Genomic DNA, 16,623 nt, shown 5'->3' with positions numbered 1-16,623 from the left:
CGTTTTGCCGCGCGAGACAGTTTCCTCGGCCTACGGTCGGGGTAAACGGCTGCCCAATCTACTGATCGGGGAACGTTCGTGAACACGTCGGGAAATTCTGTGGCCAGTTCCGTGCAGAACAACGGAGCATTCGAGAAAGCTGCGCGAGGCGGCCACTTCGTCAGTGGAGTGCTGCACATCCTCATCGGCTACATCGCCATCCGGTTGGCGTTCGGTCAGGCAGGCAACGCAGACCAGTCCGGTGCACTCGCCGAGCTGGCCGAGAAGCCGGGCGGAAAGATCGCGCTCTGGGTGGCGGTGGTCGCCTTCGTGGCGCTGGCACTGTGGCGCATCGTCGAGGCGATCGTGGGCAAGAAATCCGACGCCGACGCCGGGAGTGCGATGGACCGTCTCAAAGCGGCCGCACTGGCCGTCGTCTACATCGCGTTCGCGTTCTCGACCTACGGTTTTGCCACCGGCTCGGGCAAGTCCAGCGGACAACAGAACGCCGGCTGGTCCGCGCGACTGATGGAATCGGGCGGCGGCAAGCTCGTGCTCATCGCCATCGCGCTCGTGGTCATCGGAGTCGGTGGATATCACGTCTACAAGGGCGTTTCGAAGAACTTCCTCGACGATCTCGAAGGGCACCAGAGCGGGGCCGTCGTCAAACTCGGCATCGCCGGATACGCCGCCAAGGGCACTGCCCTGGTCGGAGCCGGACTCCTCGTCGTGGTGGCCGTTCTGCAATCCGATCCGTCGAAGGCAACCGGCATCGACGGTGCGCTCAAGACCCTCGGCTCGCAGCCCTACGGACAGGTTCTGCTGATCCTCGCCGGAGTGGGCATCGCGCTCTACGGGCTGTACGCGTTCGTCCTGGCTCGCTTCGCTCGCATGTGAGCGGGAGTGGAGCCTGCGGAACGACCCAATTGAGCGGGAGTGGAGCCTGCTACGAGTTATCGCTCATCTGCCTGGTCAATTGTGTCCGTTGACACATAGGATGCGCACGATTGAGTGTGACAGTCAGTTGCATTTACCTCACTACCTGGAGGCCTACGTTGAGCAAGACCCTCGAAGCCACGATCGACATCGCCGCGAGCCCCGAGACCGTGTGGTCCATCGTCTCGGACCTGCAGCGCATGGGTGAGTGGAGCCCGCAGTGCAAGAAGATGAAGGTCTTCGGCGGACCGGTCGGCAAGGGCACCAAGACGCTCAACATCAATCGCAAGGGGATGCTCGTCTGGCCGACCACCTCCAAGGTCGTCACCTTCGAGCCCAACCGACAACTCGCTTTCCGCGTCGTCGAGAACAAGACGATCTGGTCCTACACCCTCACCCCCACCGCGACCGGAACGACCGTCGTCGAGAAGCGGGAAGCCCCCAGCGGCACGTCGGCGGTGTCGTCGTTGTTGGTCAAGCGGGTCCTCGGCGGAATCGACGAGTTCGACGTCGAGTTGATCGACGGCATGAACAAGACTCTGCGTCGCATCAAGACGGAAAGCGAAAAGTCGAGCTAGAAATTACTTTTCTCAGGAATGTTTCAGGTTCGTTTCCCATGGGCATCCGTCGTTTCGACAAGCAACAGAATCGAAACGGAAAGTGGGGGCACCCTATGTTGGGACTCGGATTTGTAGGCTGGATCATCATCGGCGGACTGGCCGGCTGGATCGGTAGCAAGATCATGAAGACGGATGCTCAGATGGGCATCATCCTGAACATCGTCGTCGGCATCGTCGGCGGCCTCCTGGGCGGCTTCCTGCTCAGCACCTTCCTCGACGTCGAGGGCGGCGGAATCATCTTCAGCTTCATCACCTGCCTCATCGGCGCGTGCATCCTGCTGTTCCTGGTCAAGCTCGTGACGGGCCGCAGCCGCGTCTGATCGACTCGCACCTCTCGCCTGCCGGGGCACCTCACGTACGCTGTGAGGGCCTCGGCAGTCGTGCGTTCGACGCATGATTCGCTTTCAGCACCATGAACTGCCAGCACCCGTTATTGCCGACAAGTACAGTCGCCGACAGTTAGAGGAGACCGTGGCACGCCGTCCCGCCCCGATTGGTCAACCGCCCCGCACCGGAGTGGCTCACATCGTCGATTTGGTTCGTGAAACGGTTCCACCGCTACACCCCGCAGGCCTGCCGTTCGTCGGCGGTCCGCTCGCCGTCGCAGTTCTCGGCCGCCGCTCCAAGTGGGTCCGCAACGCCGGTCTCGTCGCCGCCGGAGCCTGCGCCACCTTCTTCCGCCACCCGTCGCGAGTGCCGCCGAATCGCCCCGGCGTCGTCGTCGCTCCCGCCGACGGCCTGGTCACGCTCGTCGACACCGCCGTGCCGCCTGCCGAGCTCGATCTGGGCTCGCAGCCGGTCCCGCGCGTGAGCATTTTCCTCTCGGTCCTCGACGTCCACGTGCAGCGCGTTCCCGTTGCCGGTCGAGTGGTCGAGGTCGTACACCGCCGTGGCCAGTTCAAGTCCGCGGACCTGGCCGAGGCCAGCGAGGTCAACGAGCGCAACAGCATGCACATCAGGACCGACTCGGGACACGACGTCGCCGTCGTGCAGATCGCCGGCCTCATCGCTCGACGCATTATCAACAACGCGAAGGTCGGCGACGCACTGTCGATCGGCGACACCTACGGACTGATCCGATTCGGGTCCCGCGTGGACACCTACTTCCCCGCAGGCACCACACTGCTGGTCGAACGCGGCCAACGTGCGGTCGGTGCCGAGACGGTCCTCGCCGAGCTTCCGCAGTAGAAGCCGACATGATCACCAGACGCGCCAAGCCGCCCGCTGCCATCCGTCTGCTGCCGTCCGTCGTCACGATCCTCGCGTTGTGCTCCGGCCTGTCCGCGGTCAAGTTCGCTCTCGACGGCCAGCTCGGCACCGCGCTCGCCATGATCGGTGCCGCGGCGATCCTCGACGCGTTGGACGGTCGCATCGCCCGATTGCTCGACGCCACCAGCAAGATCGGTGCCGAACTGGACTCGCTGTCCGACGCCATCTCGTTCGGTGTGGCCCCGGCACTGGTGCTGTACGTGACGCTGCTCGAGGGCAGCAGCGGCGGCTGGATCGTGGCGTTGGTCTACGCGGTGAGCATCGTGCTGCGCCTCGCGCGCTTCAACACTCTGCTCGACGAGGACGACACTCCTGCCTACGCGCGCGAGTACTTCACCGGAGTTCCCGCCCCCGCCGGAGCGCTGATCGCCATGGCACCGATCGCGGGCTTCGAGCAATTCGGTGACGGCTGGTGGGCCTCGTTCTACGTCGTCGCCGGTTGGGCGATCCTCACTGCCGGTCTGATCGTCAGCCGCATCCCCACGTTGGCGCTCAAGACCGTCTCGGTGCCGCCGCGGCTGGCCGCGATCCTGCTGGTGCTGGTTGCGCTGCTCGCTGCCGCGCTCATCACCTTCCCGCTGATTCTGCTGATGGGCTTGGTGCTGGCCTACCTGGTGCACATCCCGTTCGCGGTGCGCTCGCAGCGTTGGACTGCCGCGCGTCCGTACACGTGGGACGCCAAGCCGGCCGAGCGCCGCGCCGAGCGTCGGGCCATCCGCCGCGCGCCGGGTAACAATCGGCGGTCGCAGGCTCGTCTGGGACTGCGTCGACCTCGCAGTTAGTGTCTCGCCGCTACTGTTGACCGTGTGACCGAATCTCGCTCGACGACGCCTGAGCTCGTTCTCACTGCACGCCTCAACACCTCGGCGGCCGATGCCCGACGCGGGGTCGTGCGTCTGCATCCGGAAGTGCTCGCGGCTCTGGGCCTGCGGGAGTGGGATGCGGTGTCGCTCATCGGTTCTCGTCGCACGGCCGCCGTCGTCGCCGCGGCTCCCGATGGGTCACCTCAGGGCACCGCATTACTGGACGACGTGACCCTCTCCAACACCGGACTTCGCGAAAATGCTTCTGTCGCAGTCGGACCCGTCACGGTCTACGGGGCCAGGACCGTCACGGTGACAGGCTCGTCGCTCGCCACCGGTTCCATCTCCGACGCCACCCTGCGGCAAGCGTTGCTGGGCAAGGTGCTGACGGTGGGCGACACGGTCTCGCTCCTCCCCCGCGATCTCGGGCCCGGCACCTCGACCACTTCGGCGACGCAGGCGCTGTCGAGGACGTTCGGGGTTGCCTGGACCACCGAGTTGCTGACGGTCTCGGCCGTCGATCCGTCGGGTGGGCCGGTGAGTGTGCAGCCCAATTCGGCGGTCGGGTGGGGCAACGGCACCGTCACCGCTGTCCAGGCACCGGCAGCGTCGGTTCCCGCGCCGAAGACCGCGGCACCACCGGTGAGCGTGGCCGATCTGGTGGGAGTAAGCGCCCAACAGTCCAAGCTCACCGAGTGGCTACGGCTGGCGCTGGACGAGTCGGAGTTGTTGGCGACGCTCGGCGCATCGCCGCATCTCGGGGTGTTGATCACCGGACCGGGCGGGGTCGGCAAGGCGACGTTGGCGCGGGCGGTCGTCGGCGAACGCGCATGCGTCGTGCTGGACGGACCGTCGATCGGTGCACTCGAGGCGTCGGCCCGGGTCGATCGGGTCACCGCGGCGGTCGACCAGCTCGCGGGTTCGGGAGTTCTGCTCATCACCGATGTCGACGCGTTGCTGCCCTCGGATCCCGAACCGGCGTCCACGTTCGTCCTCGACGTACTGCGCCGGGCCGTCGACACTCCCGGCCTGGCCCTGATCGCGACGACGGCTCATCCGGAGGCAACCGATCCCAGACTGCGCGGTCAGGACCTGTGCGATCGTGAGCTCACCCTGACCTTGCCCGACGCGGCGGGCCGCAAGGGATTGCTCGAGCACCTGCTCCGCAAGGTTCCGCAGGGCGACGTCGATCTGGGCGAGATCGCGTCACGGACACCGGGTTTTGTGGTCGCCGATCTGGCTGCACTGACGCGGGAGGCGGCGCTGCGAGCGGCGGCGCGCGCATCGAACGATTCGGCCGCGGCCTCGTTGACGCAGGACGATCTGGTGGGCGCCCTTCAGGTGATACGCCCACTGTCACGTTCGGGGAGCGAAGAACTGGCCATCGGCAGTCTCACGCTCGAGGACGTCGGCGACATGGTCGAAACCAAGCAGGCACTCACCGAGGCGGTGCTGTGGCCGCTGCGACACCCGGATTCGTTCGCGCGCTTGGGAATCGAGCCTCCGCGAGGAGTTCTGCTGTACGGTCCGCCCGGCTGCGGCAAGACGTTCCTCGTACGGGCACTCGCCAGTTCCGGGCAGCTCAGCGTGCACTCGGTCAAGGGCGCAGAACTGATGGACAAGTGGGTCGGCTCCTCGGAAAAGGCTGTCCGAGAACTCTTTCAACGTGCCCGCGATTCCGCTCCGTCGCTGATCTTCCTCGACGAGGTGGATGCGCTCGTGCCCCGACGCGGCCAGAGTTCGGATTCCGGCGTCGGCGATCGGGTCGTCGCGGCGCTGCTGACCGAACTCGACGGCGTCGAACCGTTGCGCGACGTCGTCGTACTCGGGGCAACCAACCGACCCGATCTGATCGATCCCGCACTGCTCCGGCCCGGCCGACTCGAGCGCCTGGTGTTCGTGCCACCGCCGGATTCCGATGCCCGCGTGGACATCCTGAAGGCGTCGGGCAAATCCGTCCCGCTCGCCGAAGACGTGGATCTGGAGTCGTTGGCGCGCGATCTCGAGGGCTACTCCGCGGCCGATTGCGCAGCACTGCTGCGCGAGGCCGCGTTGACGGCGATGCGTCGGTCGATGGATGCAGCCGACGTCACCGCCGCCGATGTCGCCGCCGCTCGGGCGACGGTGAAGCCGTCACTCGATCCCGAGCAGGTGGCGCATCTGCAGGCCTACGGGAGTGCCTAGCGGCTCACTTCCAGCGGCCGAGGATCTCCTCTGCCCGCTTGGCCAGCTCCATCTGGAAGATCGGCCCGAAGCTGATACGTCCGACGCCGAGGGATGCGAAGTGCGACAGGTCGCCCTCGGCCGGGTTGGCGATGGCGTTGATGGGCAGTGGGAGTTCCTCGGCGAGACGCTTGTAGTCGGCGTCGTTGTGGAATCCGACGGGGTAGAGCGAGTCGGCTCCGGCTGCGGCGCACAGCTTCAGACGTGCGATGGCGCGCTCGACGCGGTCGCTCTCGTCGCCGATGGCCTTGACGAACAGGTCGGTGCGGGCGTTGATGACCACGTGCACGTCGGTGGCGTCGGATGCGGCGCGCAGTGCTCCGACGAAGTCGGCATGTTCCTGCGCTTCGCGGAGGCGTCCGCCTTCGCTGTGCACGGTGTCCTCGATGTTGAGGCCGACGGCTCCGACGGAGACGAGGCCGTCGATCAGTCGCTTGGGGTCCTCGCCGTAGCCGGATTCGATGTCGACCGACAGCGGCACGTCGACGGCTGCGGAAATCTGCGAGATGCGGGCGAGCAGTTCGTCGAAGGTCATGCCTTCGTTGTCGGGCTTGCCGATGGAATCGGCGACGGGGTGGCTTCCGACGGTCAGCGCGGTGAAGCCTGCGGACACTGCCAGGTTGGCGGACCAGGCGTCCCAGACGGTCGGCAGGACGACCGGGTTTCCGGGCTGGTGCAGCTCGAGCAGGGTGGTGGCTTTCTGGGACAGGTTCGTCATAGAGGACTCCTTCGCGGTGGCTGTGGAGAACGTACGTTCTCTCAACAACCAACATACGCGCTTCAGTCGATCAAATCGAGTGCTTTCATCCGGTCGAACACCATCAGCGATCCCGGAGCGACGTCGGACATGGCCGCGTACTCGTCGCGGGTGAAGTACCTGATCTCTGCGATTTCATTGGTCGGCGACGGCTCGTTCGCCAGGTCGGCGAGGAAACAGGTGATCTCGAGCGGGGTATTCGGTGGGTGCCCCCATGCCTGACACTCGAACACCCCGAGCAGCCGGACGTCCGTCACCGCCGCATCGAGCTCTTCTCTGATCTCTCGGTGCAGTGCCTGCTCGGGTGTCTCGCCGGGGTCGATCTTGCCGCCCGCCATGTAGAACGCGGATTTGCCGGCCGATCGCGTCTGGATCATTCGACGATCCCGGACGTAGGCCAATCCGGCGGTACGAATGAGCCTCGAATCGGTCACCGATGCGCTCCCCTCACTCACGGACTCGCAGCGTTCTGTACCGCTTGGCACGCCGCCTACCTCGCAAAGTAGGATGGAAACAGACAACTGGCGCGCTGCCGTTCGGCAGCCGCTTCGTTATTTCACAAAGACATACATCTAATTTCACACCGATTTCCAGACCCTACTCATCGCCGCCCAACGACCACCGCTCGGCCCAGTCGCCGACGCGACCGAGACGACGGAGTGATTCTTGCTCGCCATTCTTCTTGCGCACACCGCAGCCGCGCTGCTCGCGCCGCTGTTCGTCCGGTGGTGGGGTCGCAATGCTTTCTTCCCGCTCGCTCTCGTACCCCTGCTCAGCCTGATCTGGGTGTTCGGCAACTGGGGAACCGACCAGAAGCTGAACATCGAATGGGTCCCCGGGTTGTCGATGAACATCGACATGCGGTTCGACTCACTCGCCGCCATCATGTCGCTGCTGGTGTTGGGCATCGGCGCCCTGATTCTGCTCTACTGTGCGCGTTACTTCGAGGACGACGAGCCCCGGCTCGGATTGTTCGCCGCCGAAATGGTCGCGTTCTCCGGTGCGATGTTCGGCCTCATCACCAGCGACAACATGCTGGTGCTCTACATCTTCTGGGAAATCACGACGGTCCTGTCGTTCCTGCTCGTCGGCCACTACGCCGAGAGAGCGTCGAGCCGACGCGCGGCCACCCAGGCACTGCTCGTCACCACTGCGGGCGGCCTGGCGATGCTGGTCGGCATCATCATTCTGGGCCAGGTGTCCGGCACCTACAACCTCTCCGAGCTGGTCGCGAACGCGCCCGGCGGCTGGTTGCCCGGTGTCGCAATCGTGCTGGTTCTCATCGGCGCACTGAGCAAGTCGGCCATCGTGCCACTTCACTTCTGGCTCCCCGGGGCCATGGCCGCCCCGACTCCGGTCAGTGGTTACCTCCATGCCGCGGCGATGGTCAAAGCAGGCATCTACCTGGTGGCGCGCCTGGCCCCTGGGTTCGCCGATTCCGGCCCGTGGCGCGCCACCGTGATCAGCCTCGGACTGCTGTCGATGATCCTGGCCGGCTGGCGAGCCCTGCGCGCATTCGACCTCAAACTGATCCTCGCGTTCGGAACCGTCAGCCAGCTCGGCTTCCTCATGGTCCTGGTCGGCATCGGGTCCGAGAAGGCGATGCTCGCCGGCCTGACGATGGTGATCGCACACGCGATGTTCAAGGCGACCCTGTTCATGGTGGTCGGCATCATCGATCACACCACCGGCACCCGCGACATCCGCAAACTCGCCCACCTGGGCAAGAAGGCTCCCTGGCTCGCCGCGATAGCAGCGCTGGCCGCGGCCAGCATGGCCGGACTACCGCCGATGCTCGGCTTCGTCGGCAAGGAGACGGCGCTGTCGGCAGTGATCAGCACGCCGACACTCGATCCCACGGTCGCAGCCTTCGTCGTCGCAGGCCTGGTGATCGGCTCGATCCTCACCGTCACCTACAGCATCCGATTCGTGTGGGGTGCATTCGCGCGCAAGCAGCTCAAGCGGGCGAGTCCGTCGGTCAAGGCGATGCACGCGCCGTCCGCACTGTTCCTGGCGGCACCCGCATTCCTGGCGGTGCTCGGCCTGGTCGCGGGGTTCGGATCCTCGGTCGTCGACCACATCGTCAGCCCGTACGCGCGGACCCTTCCGTCGTACGGCCAGGAGCCGTACCACCTGGCTCTCTGGCACGGTTTCAACCTTCCGCTCGCGCTCACGGTCGTCGTCGTCACCGGCGGTGTCGGGCTGTTCATCGCCCACCGGGTCGTCAACCGGCTCAAGTTCGAGCATCCCCCGCTCGGCAATGCAGACCGCATCTACGACAACGTGCTCAAGTACATGGATGCCCTCTCCATCCGCCTGACCGGCACAACGCAGCGTGGTTCGCTCCCTCTCACCCAGGGCACCATCCTGCTGACATTGGTGCTGCTACCGATGATCGTGTTGCTCGTCGGCCAGGATTCCGGCCTGGACTACACACTGTGGAACTCCCCGTTGCAGTTGATCATCGGGGCGATCATGATCGCGGGCGGTCTCGGAGCCACGGTGATGCGCAACCGCCTGGCCAGCGTCATCCTCGTCGGGCTCACCGGCTACGGCTGCGGCGTCATCTTCGCCATCCACGGCGCACCGGACCTGGCACTGACACAGTTCCTGGTCGAGACCCTCACCCTCGTCGTGTTCGTGTTGGTGCTGCGCAAGCTGCCTGCCGAGGTCGACGATCGAGGCTCGGCCGGCTCCCGCGGACCACGCGCCGTGCTGGCCGTCGCTGTCGGAGCGACCGTCAGTGTGCTGGGCGCTTTTGCGATGAACGCCCGCAACACGGCCCCGGTGTCGTTGCTCCTGCCGGACGCCGCATACGAACTCGGCGACGGCAAGAACGTCATCAACGTGATCCTCGTGGACATCCGAGCCTGGGACACCCTCGGCGAGATCTGCGTCCTGCTCGTCGCGGCGACGGGTGTGGCGAGCCTGGTCTTCCGCAACCGCCGGTTCGGCAGTGCTCCGCGGGTGTCGGACGCCCCCGCATCGAACGCCTCCTCGTCGAACTCGGACGCGAATTTCTCTGCGGAGACGACGTGGCTGCTCGGCGGCGATCTGATCGATCCGCGGCATCGGTCGTTGATCCTGGAGGTCACCACGCGCTTGATCTTCCCGACGATCATGGTGCTGTCGATCTACTTCTTCTTCTCCGGCCACAACGCCCCGGGCGGCGGTTTCGCCGGTGGGCTCACCGCCGGACTGGCGCTGGTGCTGCGGTACCTGGCCGGTGGCCGCTACGAGCTCGGCGAGGCAGTGCCGATCGACGCCGGAAAGATCCTCGGACTCGGATTGATCTTCGCGGCCGGAACCGCGGTGGCGTCGATGTTCCTCGGAGCACCGGCGTTGTCCTCGGCGACGTTGGAGGTGACGTTGCCGATTCTCGGCGACATCAAGTTGGTCACCGCATTGTTCTTCGACCTCGGTGTGTATCTCATCGTGGTCGGGTTGGTACTCGACGTGCTCCGTAGCCTCGGTGCCCGTCTCGACGCGCAGGTGGAAATGCAGAGCCAAGGCCGAGTGAGCGCCCCATGACCGCAGATCTCGGAATGCTGATCATCACCGGCGTCCTCGTCGCATCGGGTGTGTACCTGTTGCTCGAACGCAGTATCACCAAGATGCTGCTCGGACTGCTGCTGTTCGGTAACGGCGTCAACCTGCTGTTGCTCACGGTCGGCGGCCCCGCGGGAGCTCCGCCCATCGTGGGCCGCGACAACGCGGTCAACCAACAGATGGCGGATCCGCTGGCCCAGGCAGTGATCCTCACGGCAATCGTCATCACGATGGGAATCGCGGCGTTCGTGCTGGCCCTGGCGTACCGGTCGTTCACTCTCAACACCAAGGACGACGTCGAGAACGACCCCGAGGACACCAAGGTCTCGCGGCGTCGCTCGATGGCCGAGGCCCCCGACCGAGATCGTTCGGACGACCCGGTGACGGGTGAGCCGAGCTTCGGCGGCGACGCGTTCGACTCGAAGGGCAACCCGATTCCGATCGAACAACTCGTCAATCGCGAGGATCTCGAGTGCTACGAGGACCTGCACGACGGCGACTTCGACAACGACGACGACAACCCGCAGCTGCGCGGGCTGGACGGACTCGACACCGCCGAGAAGGACGACAGCCGACCAGATGAGAAGGGAGACCACGCATGACGATCTCCCCCGCAGTGATCGACGTTCTGACTCCGCTGCCGGTGCTGATTCCGATGCTCGCGGCGGCGTTGACCCTGGTGCTGGGACGACGGCCCCGCGCGCAGCGATTCATCACCCTCGTCGCGCTCACCGCGGTGGTCGCGATCTCGTCGATGATGCTCTACCTCGCCGACCGCGACGGCACCAGCGCGCTGCAGGTCGGTGGTTGGGACTCGCCGCTCGGCATATCTCTCGTGGTGGATCGCCTGTCGGCGATGATGCTCGTCGTCTCGTCCATCGTGCTGCTCGCGGTCATGGTGTACTCCATCGGCCAGGGCATCCGCGACGGCAGCGAGAACCAGCCCGTCTCGATCTTCCTGCCGACCTATCTCGCATTGACCGCAGGCGTCTGCAACGCGTTCCTCGCAGGCGACCTGTTCAATCTGTTCGTCGGCTTCGAGGTGTTGCTCGCCGCCTCGTTCGTGCTGCTGACGCTCGGTGCGAGTGCGGACCGGGTACGCGCGGGCGTGTCGTACGTGATGGTGTCGATGGTGTCCTCGCTGATCTTCCTGATCGGCATCGCGCTGGTCTACGGCGCAACCGGGACGCTGAACCTGGCCCACATCGCGGTACGGATGGACGACATCAACTCCGGAACCAGAACCGCGATCTTCGCGGTCCTGCTGGTCGCGTTCGGCATCAAGGCCGCGGTGTTCCCGCTCTCGACGTGGCTACCCGACTCCTACCCCACCGCCCCGGCACCGGTCACCGCCGTGTTCGCCGGCCTGCTGACGAAAGTCGGTGTGTACGCGATCATCCGCGCCCACACCCTGCTCTTCCCCGACGGCTCGCTCGACAACGTCCTGATGGTCTGTGGCCTACTGACGATGCTCGTCGGCATCCTCGGCTCCATCGCACAGAGCGACATCAAGCGACTGCTCTCGTTCACCCTCGTCAGCCACATCGGCTACATGATCTTCGGTGTCGCGTTGTCGACACAATCGGGATTGTCCGGCTCGATCTACTACGTCGCCCACCACATTCTGGTGCAGACGACGCTGTTCCTCGTCGTCGGTCTCATCGAGCGTCAGGCCGGTTCGTCCTCGCTTCGACGCCTCGGTGGATTGGCTGCGGCCAGCCCGGTTCTCGCGATCGTGTTCCTGGTGCCTGCCCTCAATCTCGGTGGCATTCCTCCGTTCTCGGGCTTCATCGGCAAGGTCGCACTGCTGCAGGCCGGTAGCGAACAGGGCAGTGTGTTGGCCTGGTTGCTCGTCGCAGGCGGAACCGTCACCAGCTTGCTGACGCTGTACGTGGTGGCTCGGGTGTGGACCAAGGCGTTCTGGCGCGCCCGCGCCGATGCGCCCGAGGGCGACCTGGCCGACAACAGCCCGTCCGCTCTTCTCGACGACTCGTCCGACATCCAGTTCGGTGACCGCGAGGACGTGGGCCGGATGCCCGCCTTCATGTTGCTCCCGACCATCGGGCTCGTTGCCGTCGGCTTGGCCATGACGGTGTTCGCAGGCCCCATCATCGACATCAGCGACCGCGCTGCGGCAGACCTTCGCGATCGTTCGGTGTACATCGATGCGGTGCGCGGTGCCGAATGGGTCGGCGATCAGGCCTACGAGCAGTCGCGCACGAACGAGGAGGGCACCCGATGAAGATGAACCGCTCCGTTCTGCTGCGCCTGTGGACGCTGGCGTGGCTGACGGCGATCTGGGTACTGCTGTGGGGCAACGTCTCTGCGGCGAACGTTCTCGGTGGAATAGCGGTGGGACTGCTCATCATGGTGCTGCTGCCGTTGCCTCGTGTTCCGGTCGAGGGCCGCATCCACGGGTTCTCGCTCGTCAAACTCGCCGTCGTATTTCTCTACTACGCAGGGGAATCCAGCGTCAGCGTGGCCTGGTTGGCGATCCGCCCGAAAGCACCGCCGGTCACCGGAGTGCTGCGCTGCCGCATCGCGATCAAATCCGATCTGGTGCTCACGCTGTTCGTCGACGCGATGAACCTCGTTCCCGGCACCATGGTTCTCGAGATCGACCGAACCAGACGGTTGCTCTACGTACACGTACTGGACATGGGCACTCAGAAGGCCGTCGACGGCTTCTACGCCTACGTCCGAAACCTGGAGAAGCTGTTCATCGCGGCATTCGAGCGAGATTCGGACTGGAAGCCCAGCCCCCTGCACTACCAGGAGTACGAGCAGTATCACGGGGTGCTCGGCGACGATCCTGCCGCACAGGATCCCGACACCCCTCGAGACGACAAGAAGACCGACGACAAGAGGAAGGGGGACTGGTCGTGACCGTCGTTCTCGCCATCGCCGGTGCCCTCCTGTTGGCCGCTGCAATCCTGACCGCGTACCGGCTGCTCGACGGCCCGAGCACGCTCGACCGTCTCGTCGCGATGGACACGATCCTCGCGGTCTCGATGTGCGGTCTCGGGGTATGGGCCGTCTACAGCCGAGACACCACCCTCGTACCGGCCATCGTTGCGCTGTCCCTGGTCAGCTTCGTCGGATCGGTCAGCATCGCACGCTTCAGAGTGAGGGACGAATGAGCACCGTAGCCCAGGTCATCGCATCCGTCTTCATCCTGTTGGGGGCATTGCTGGCGTTCACTGCCGCTGTCGGCATCGTGCGCTTCCCCGACACCCTGTCGCGGATGCACGCGGCCACCAAGCCACAGGTGGTCGGCTTGATCATGGTTCTGATCGGAGCCGTCATCAGCCTTCGCGGCAACGTCGACATCTGGATGCTCGTGCTGGTGGGTATCTTCACCCTGGTGACCGCCCCGGTGATCGCGCACACCGTCGGCCGCGTCGCCTACCGGGAGCAGCGCGGCCGCGACGGACTGCTGATCGTCAACGAGATGGAACCGAACGAAGCGGATCAGTAGCGCACGCGAATCAGGATCGAAGGTCGGTGACCAGCGATTCGACGACGGCTCGCAGGTCACCGTCGGATTTCGCGGCCACTATCCGTTGACGCTGGTACGACGCCCCGAGCCGAGGGATGTCGGCCACCGCTGCCAACTCGTCGACGCAACCGAGTCGCACCGCCGTCGGCGTCAGCTTCTCGAGCAGGTCGTTCAGATCGTCGGTGACCAGACGTTCGTTGCTGTCGGAGTCGAGAATGATCTCGGCGTCCAGTCCGTATCGAGCGGCCCGCCACTTGTTCTCCTGCACGTGCCACGGCGGTATCGACGGCAGGGTCTCCCCCGCTTCGAGACGTTCGTCGAGATGGACGATGAGGCAGTGTGTCAACGCGACGAGAGCCGCGAGCTCCCGCTTGGTCGACGCCCCGTCGCACACCCGGACCTCGATCGTTCCCCACTTCGGTGCAGGCCTGATGTCCCAGTGCATGCCGCCGAGTTGTTCGATGACGCCGGTCTTGAGCTGGTCACGGACGAATCCCTCGAACTGTGGCCAGTTCTCGAACTGGAACGGCAGACCGGCCGTCGGCAGCTGCTGGAACATCAGCGCCCGATTGCTGGCGTAGCCGGTGTCGTTGCCCGCCCAGATCGGTGAGGACGCCGAGAGCGCCAACAGGTGCGGGTACTGCAGCAGCAGCGAGTTGAGAATGGGAAAGACCTTGTCGGGAGACGACACTCCCACGTGCACGTGGACACCCCAGATCAGCATCTGCCGACCCCACCACTGCGTACGAGCGATCAACTCGTCGTAGCTCGGCGAACTGGTGAGCTGCTGGGTGGACCACTCGGCGAACGGATGGGTGCCCGCAGAGAACAGATCGATTCCCAGCGGATCCGCGGCACGCTCGACGAGCGAGAGCGACTCGCCGAGGTCTGCCATCGCCTCCCCGACGTTCTCGCACACTCCGGTGACGAGTTCGACGGTGTTGCGCAGCAGTTCCTTGGTCACCCGCGGGGTGTCCCCGGCCAGGTCGCGGACGCCGTCCATGACCGCCTCGGCGGAGTTGACCAGGTCCCGCGTGTTCTTGTCGACCAGCGCGATCTCCCACTCGACGCCGAGCGTCGGGCGCGGTGAACTCGCGAAGTCGATCCGGGGAGCGCTCAAACTACTGCAGTACCGCGCATGCCGCCCGCGAGCCGGCATCGCCGGTCATCAGAGTCGTCATGTCCGGGACAGCGGCACCGTCGGGCAGGGTGTACCGCGGCGGGATGTTGGCGAAGTTGTCGGCACCCTCGTGCACGATCACCGAGGTTCCGGCACCGTCCGCACGCAGATCGTCGAGTGTGATCGCGTCGGTGGTGGTCATCAGCATCCCGGTGCCGTCCTCGCCGACCTGGATGGACGTCAGGTCGCCGCTGGCCGGGTGTTCGGTGCGGCCGTCGACCTGCAGGTGACCGCCTGCGGACAGGAACGCGCCCGGATCTCCACCGGTCGGTGCAACGGAGTTCGGCTCGCAGGCGGCGACGGCATGCACGTGGAAACCGTGGAAGCCGGGGGTCATGCCCTCGACCTCGGCCGTGACGGTGAGCTTGTCGCCCTCGGACGCGAAGGACACCGTGCCCACCTCGGCACCGGAAGCGTCGCGCAGTGTGCCCTCGATGGTGTCGCCGGACCCCGACTCGGCCGGGCTGTCACCTGCGACGGCTTCTGCCGACGGATCGGCCTCGCCGGTCCAGACCGGCGGGACGGTGCCGGGGACATCGGACGGAACCTCGCCGTTGCTGCAGGCGGAGAGCCCGAGCGCTGCGATCGCGAGGACCGGGGCCACGTAACGCAATGAGCGGGTCGCAGCAGTGCGTCGCTTGAACATGTCCATCGGAAATCGCTCCTCTTTCAGGCAGTTTCGCCGGGCTCGGAAATGATAACGTGCCGACCGATTCAGCCGAATCGGGCACGGAGGTCGACGCTGTGGGACTCGCCGCTGCAGGACTACTGGGTCACGATGACGACGACGCCTGCCGTGGATTCGAGCGAGGTCGGCTTCGGCTCGGCCGGGACGCCGAGCTGCGTGGCGATCGTCTGTGCGGCCTGTTCCTCGCCTGCTGTCGTGCCGTAGTACACCGCGGTCTGCGCGAACTGGGCTTCGCTGAAGTTGCCCGTCTCGGCGACGTTCCACCCCTCGGCGGTCAGCGTGCTCGCGGTACCGGCCGCCAGGCCGGAGACGTTGGAGTTGTTGAGTACCCGCACTTCGACGTCGGCGGGGGCACCCGAGGTGGTGGTGGCTGCAGAACCGGTCGACGCGTCGGCGGCCGGTGCCTGCGCTGCAGGGGCCTGCGCGGTCGGGGCGACTGCAGCCGGTGCACTCGTCGTCTCGGCGGCGGGCTCGGCGGCCGCCTCGTCGGAATCGGAACCCGTCAGCGACAACGCGCCGATCGCTGCGAACAGAATCGCGAGCGAGATCAACACCATGGCCAGGGCACGGAGAGGTGGCCCGGTCTGCTCCGGGTTCGGGCTGCTCACGTACTCGACCCTAGCCGACCGTCGACGACGACTCGGCACGTGGAACGCAAAGAGCTGCTCAGACGTCGAAACCCAGCCGACGTGCCGCACGAGCCTTCTGCCGGCTCGCACGCAACCGACGCAGGCGCTTGACCAACATCGGATCCGCGGCCAGCGCCTCGGGACGATCGACCAACGCGTTCAGGATCTGGTAGTAGCGGGTTGCCGACATGGAGAAGAGTTCCTTGATGGCCTCTTCCTTCGCACCGGCGTACTTCCACCACTGTCGCTCGAAGGACAGGATGTCGTGCTCTCGTCGACTCAGTCCGTCCGCACCGACCTCGTTCGGATCCTGAGAGCCGTCCGAACTTCCCGGTTGCTGAGACTGGTTCGAGTCACGCGCTGCTGCGCCGTCCATCCCACTCCTCGACTTCTCGACTCCCCGGGGTCTGCAAGGTCACCTACCCCGAGAAATCTGCATCCCCCAGTACTGCCGGCACCCGTAGGAGCACCGACCGAATTACACAGTTGTA

General features: G+C 65.6%; 18 protein-coding genes. 12 read left to right on the top strand and 6 right to left on the bottom strand.

Going from position 1 to position 16,623, the window contains the following annotated elements; all coding sequences use genetic code 11:
* Positions 1-78 precede the first annotated feature (78 nt).
* From CH295_RS14090 to CH295_RS14065, 6 genes are all read left to right on the top strand, one after another.
* Complete coding sequence (locus tag CH295_RS14090) at positions 79-876, top strand: DUF1206 domain-containing protein (RefSeq protein WP_037186744.1); 798 nt, start codon at positions 79-81, stop codon at positions 874-876.
* A gap of 158 nt (positions 877-1,034) precedes the next feature.
* Positions 1,035-1,493, top strand: a complete 459-nt coding sequence (locus tag CH295_RS14085) for an SRPBCC family protein (RefSeq protein WP_037186742.1) — start codon at positions 1,035-1,037, stop codon at positions 1,491-1,493.
* A 95-nt stretch (positions 1,494-1,588) separates the two neighbouring features.
* Positions 1,589-1,855, top strand: coding sequence for a GlsB/YeaQ/YmgE family stress response membrane protein (locus CH295_RS14080; protein ID WP_037186738.1), 267 nt, complete (start codon positions 1,589-1,591; stop codon positions 1,853-1,855).
* 151 nt (positions 1,856-2,006) lie between these two features.
* Positions 2,007-2,723, top strand: coding sequence for a phosphatidylserine decarboxylase (locus CH295_RS14075; protein WP_037188588.1), 717 nt, complete (start codon positions 2,007-2,009; stop codon positions 2,721-2,723).
* Positions 2,724-2,731: 8 nt separating this feature from the next.
* A complete protein-coding gene (gene pssA, locus CH295_RS14070) occupies positions 2,732-3,586 on the top strand; it encodes a CDP-diacylglycerol--serine O-phosphatidyltransferase (RefSeq protein ID WP_037186737.1) in 855 nt (284 codons plus the stop codon).
* Between the two features lie 24 nt (positions 3,587-3,610).
* The gene (locus CH295_RS14065) at positions 3,611-5,791 is read left to right on the top strand and encodes an AAA family ATPase (RefSeq protein WP_094741072.1); all 2,181 of its coding nucleotides are present in this window, start codon (positions 3,611-3,613) and stop codon (positions 5,789-5,791) included.
* 4 nt (positions 5,792-5,795) lie between these two features.
* Here CH295_RS14065 and CH295_RS14060 read toward each other — a convergent pair whose 3' ends face one another.
* The gene (locus CH295_RS14060; protein WP_094632629.1) at positions 5,796-6,548 is read right to left on the bottom strand and encodes an isocitrate lyase/PEP mutase family protein; all 753 of its coding nucleotides are present in this window, start codon (positions 6,546-6,548) and stop codon (positions 5,796-5,798) included.
* Between the two features lie 62 nt (positions 6,549-6,610).
* Complete coding sequence (locus CH295_RS14055; RefSeq protein ID WP_353955473.1) at positions 6,611-7,021, bottom strand: NUDIX hydrolase; 411 nt, start codon at positions 7,019-7,021, stop codon at positions 6,611-6,613.
* Between the two features lie 232 nt (positions 7,022-7,253).
* On the opposite strand from CH295_RS14055, the gene CH295_RS14050 reads away from it, so the two are divergent.
* From CH295_RS14050 to mnhG, 6 genes are read left to right on the top strand one after another with little or no spacing between them, the layout of a single operon-like run.
* Positions 7,254-10,118, top strand: a complete 2,865-nt coding sequence (locus tag CH295_RS14050; RefSeq protein ID WP_094741071.1) for a Na+/H+ antiporter subunit A — start codon at positions 7,254-7,256, stop codon at positions 10,116-10,118.
* Complete coding sequence (locus tag CH295_RS14045) at positions 10,115-10,738, top strand: Na(+)/H(+) antiporter subunit C (protein WP_037186728.1); 624 nt, start codon at positions 10,115-10,117, stop codon at positions 10,736-10,738. Before CH295_RS14050 ends, CH295_RS14045 begins: the two co-directional genes overlap by 4 nt.
* The gene (locus CH295_RS14040) at positions 10,735-12,378 is read left to right on the top strand and encodes a Na+/H+ antiporter subunit D (RefSeq protein WP_037186727.1); all 1,644 of its coding nucleotides are present in this window, start codon (positions 10,735-10,737) and stop codon (positions 12,376-12,378) included. Before CH295_RS14045 ends, CH295_RS14040 begins: the two co-directional genes overlap by 4 nt.
* Before the next feature lie 2 nt (positions 12,379-12,380).
* Positions 12,381-13,022 carry a Na+/H+ antiporter subunit E gene (locus CH295_RS14035; protein ID WP_306437403.1) on the top strand — a complete coding sequence of 214 codons (642 nt, stop codon included), beginning with the start codon at positions 12,381-12,383 and terminating at the stop codon, positions 13,020-13,022.
* A complete protein-coding gene (locus CH295_RS14030) occupies positions 13,019-13,276 on the top strand; it encodes a monovalent cation/H+ antiporter complex subunit F (protein WP_037186722.1) in 258 nt (85 codons plus the stop codon). The genes CH295_RS14035 and CH295_RS14030 overlap by 4 nt, the downstream gene beginning before the upstream one ends.
* The gene (gene mnhG / locus CH295_RS14025; protein ID WP_094632626.1) at positions 13,273-13,614 is read left to right on the top strand and encodes a monovalent cation/H(+) antiporter subunit G; all 342 of its coding nucleotides are present in this window, start codon (positions 13,273-13,275) and stop codon (positions 13,612-13,614) included. Before CH295_RS14030 ends, mnhG begins: the two co-directional genes overlap by 4 nt.
* Positions 13,615-13,624: 10 nt before the next feature.
* Here the strand turns inward: mnhG and CH295_RS14020 are convergent, their stop codons facing one another.
* From CH295_RS14020 to napA, 4 genes are all read right to left on the bottom strand, one after another.
* Positions 13,625-14,794: a glutamate--cysteine ligase gene (locus CH295_RS14020; RefSeq protein WP_052047258.1), complete on the bottom strand. Its 1,170-nt coding sequence runs from the start codon at positions 14,792-14,794 to the stop codon at positions 13,625-13,627.
* Complete coding sequence (gene sodC / locus CH295_RS14015) at positions 14,757-15,467, bottom strand: superoxide dismutase[Cu-Zn] (RefSeq protein WP_052047257.1); 711 nt, start codon at positions 15,465-15,467, stop codon at positions 14,757-14,759. The genes CH295_RS14020 and sodC overlap by 38 nt, the downstream gene beginning before the upstream one ends.
* Positions 15,468-15,580: 113 nt before the next feature.
* Positions 15,581-16,111, bottom strand: coding sequence for a LytR C-terminal domain-containing protein (locus CH295_RS14010; protein WP_170945899.1), 531 nt, complete (start codon positions 16,109-16,111; stop codon positions 15,581-15,583).
* Positions 16,112-16,169: 58 nt separating this feature from the next.
* The gene (napA, locus tag CH295_RS14005) at positions 16,170-16,508 is read right to left on the bottom strand and encodes a nucleoid-associated protein NapA (protein ID WP_032393769.1); all 339 of its coding nucleotides are present in this window, start codon (positions 16,506-16,508) and stop codon (positions 16,170-16,172) included.
* Between the last annotated feature and the right edge of the window lie 115 nt (positions 16,509-16,623).

The organism is Rhodococcus sp. 14-2483-1-2 (assembly GCF_002259405.1).
Lineage (GTDB): Bacteria > Actinomycetota > Actinomycetes > Mycobacteriales > Mycobacteriaceae > Rhodococcoides.
This window is presented reverse-complemented; position numbering and strand designations above follow the sequence as displayed.

Excerpts from the sequence above, each read along its gene's own strand:
- CH295_RS14080 (WP_037186738.1), top strand. The coding sequence starts at position 1,589 with ATGTTGGGACTCGGATTTGTAGGCTGGATCATCATCGGCGGACTGGCC.
- pssA (WP_037186737.1), top strand. The coding sequence starts at position 2,732 with ATGATCACCAGACGCGCCAAGCCGCCCGCTGCCATCCGTCTGCTGCCG.
- CH295_RS14060 (WP_094632629.1), bottom strand. The coding sequence starts at position 6,548 with ATGACGAACCTGTCCCAGAAAGCCACCACCCTGCTCGAGCTGCACCAG.
- CH295_RS14045 (WP_037186728.1), top strand. The coding sequence starts at position 10,115 with ATGACCGCAGATCTCGGAATGCTGATCATCACCGGCGTCCTCGTCGCA.
- CH295_RS14040 (WP_037186727.1), top strand. The coding sequence starts at position 10,735 with ATGACGATCTCCCCCGCAGTGATCGACGTTCTGACTCCGCTGCCGGTG.
- CH295_RS14035 (WP_306437403.1), top strand. The coding sequence starts at position 12,381 with ATGAACCGCTCCGTTCTGCTGCGCCTGTGGACGCTGGCGTGGCTGACG.
- mnhG (WP_094632626.1), top strand. The coding sequence starts at position 13,273 with ATGAGCACCGTAGCCCAGGTCATCGCATCCGTCTTCATCCTGTTGGGG.
- CH295_RS14020 (WP_052047258.1), bottom strand. The coding sequence starts at position 14,794 with ATGCCGGCTCGCGGGCGGCATGCGCGGTACTGCAGTAGTTTGAGCGCT.
- sodC (WP_052047257.1), bottom strand. The coding sequence starts at position 15,467 with ATGGACATGTTCAAGCGACGCACTGCTGCGACCCGCTCATTGCGTTAC.
- napA (WP_032393769.1), bottom strand. The coding sequence starts at position 16,508 with ATGGACGGCGCAGCAGCGCGTGACTCGAACCAGTCTCAGCAACCGGGA.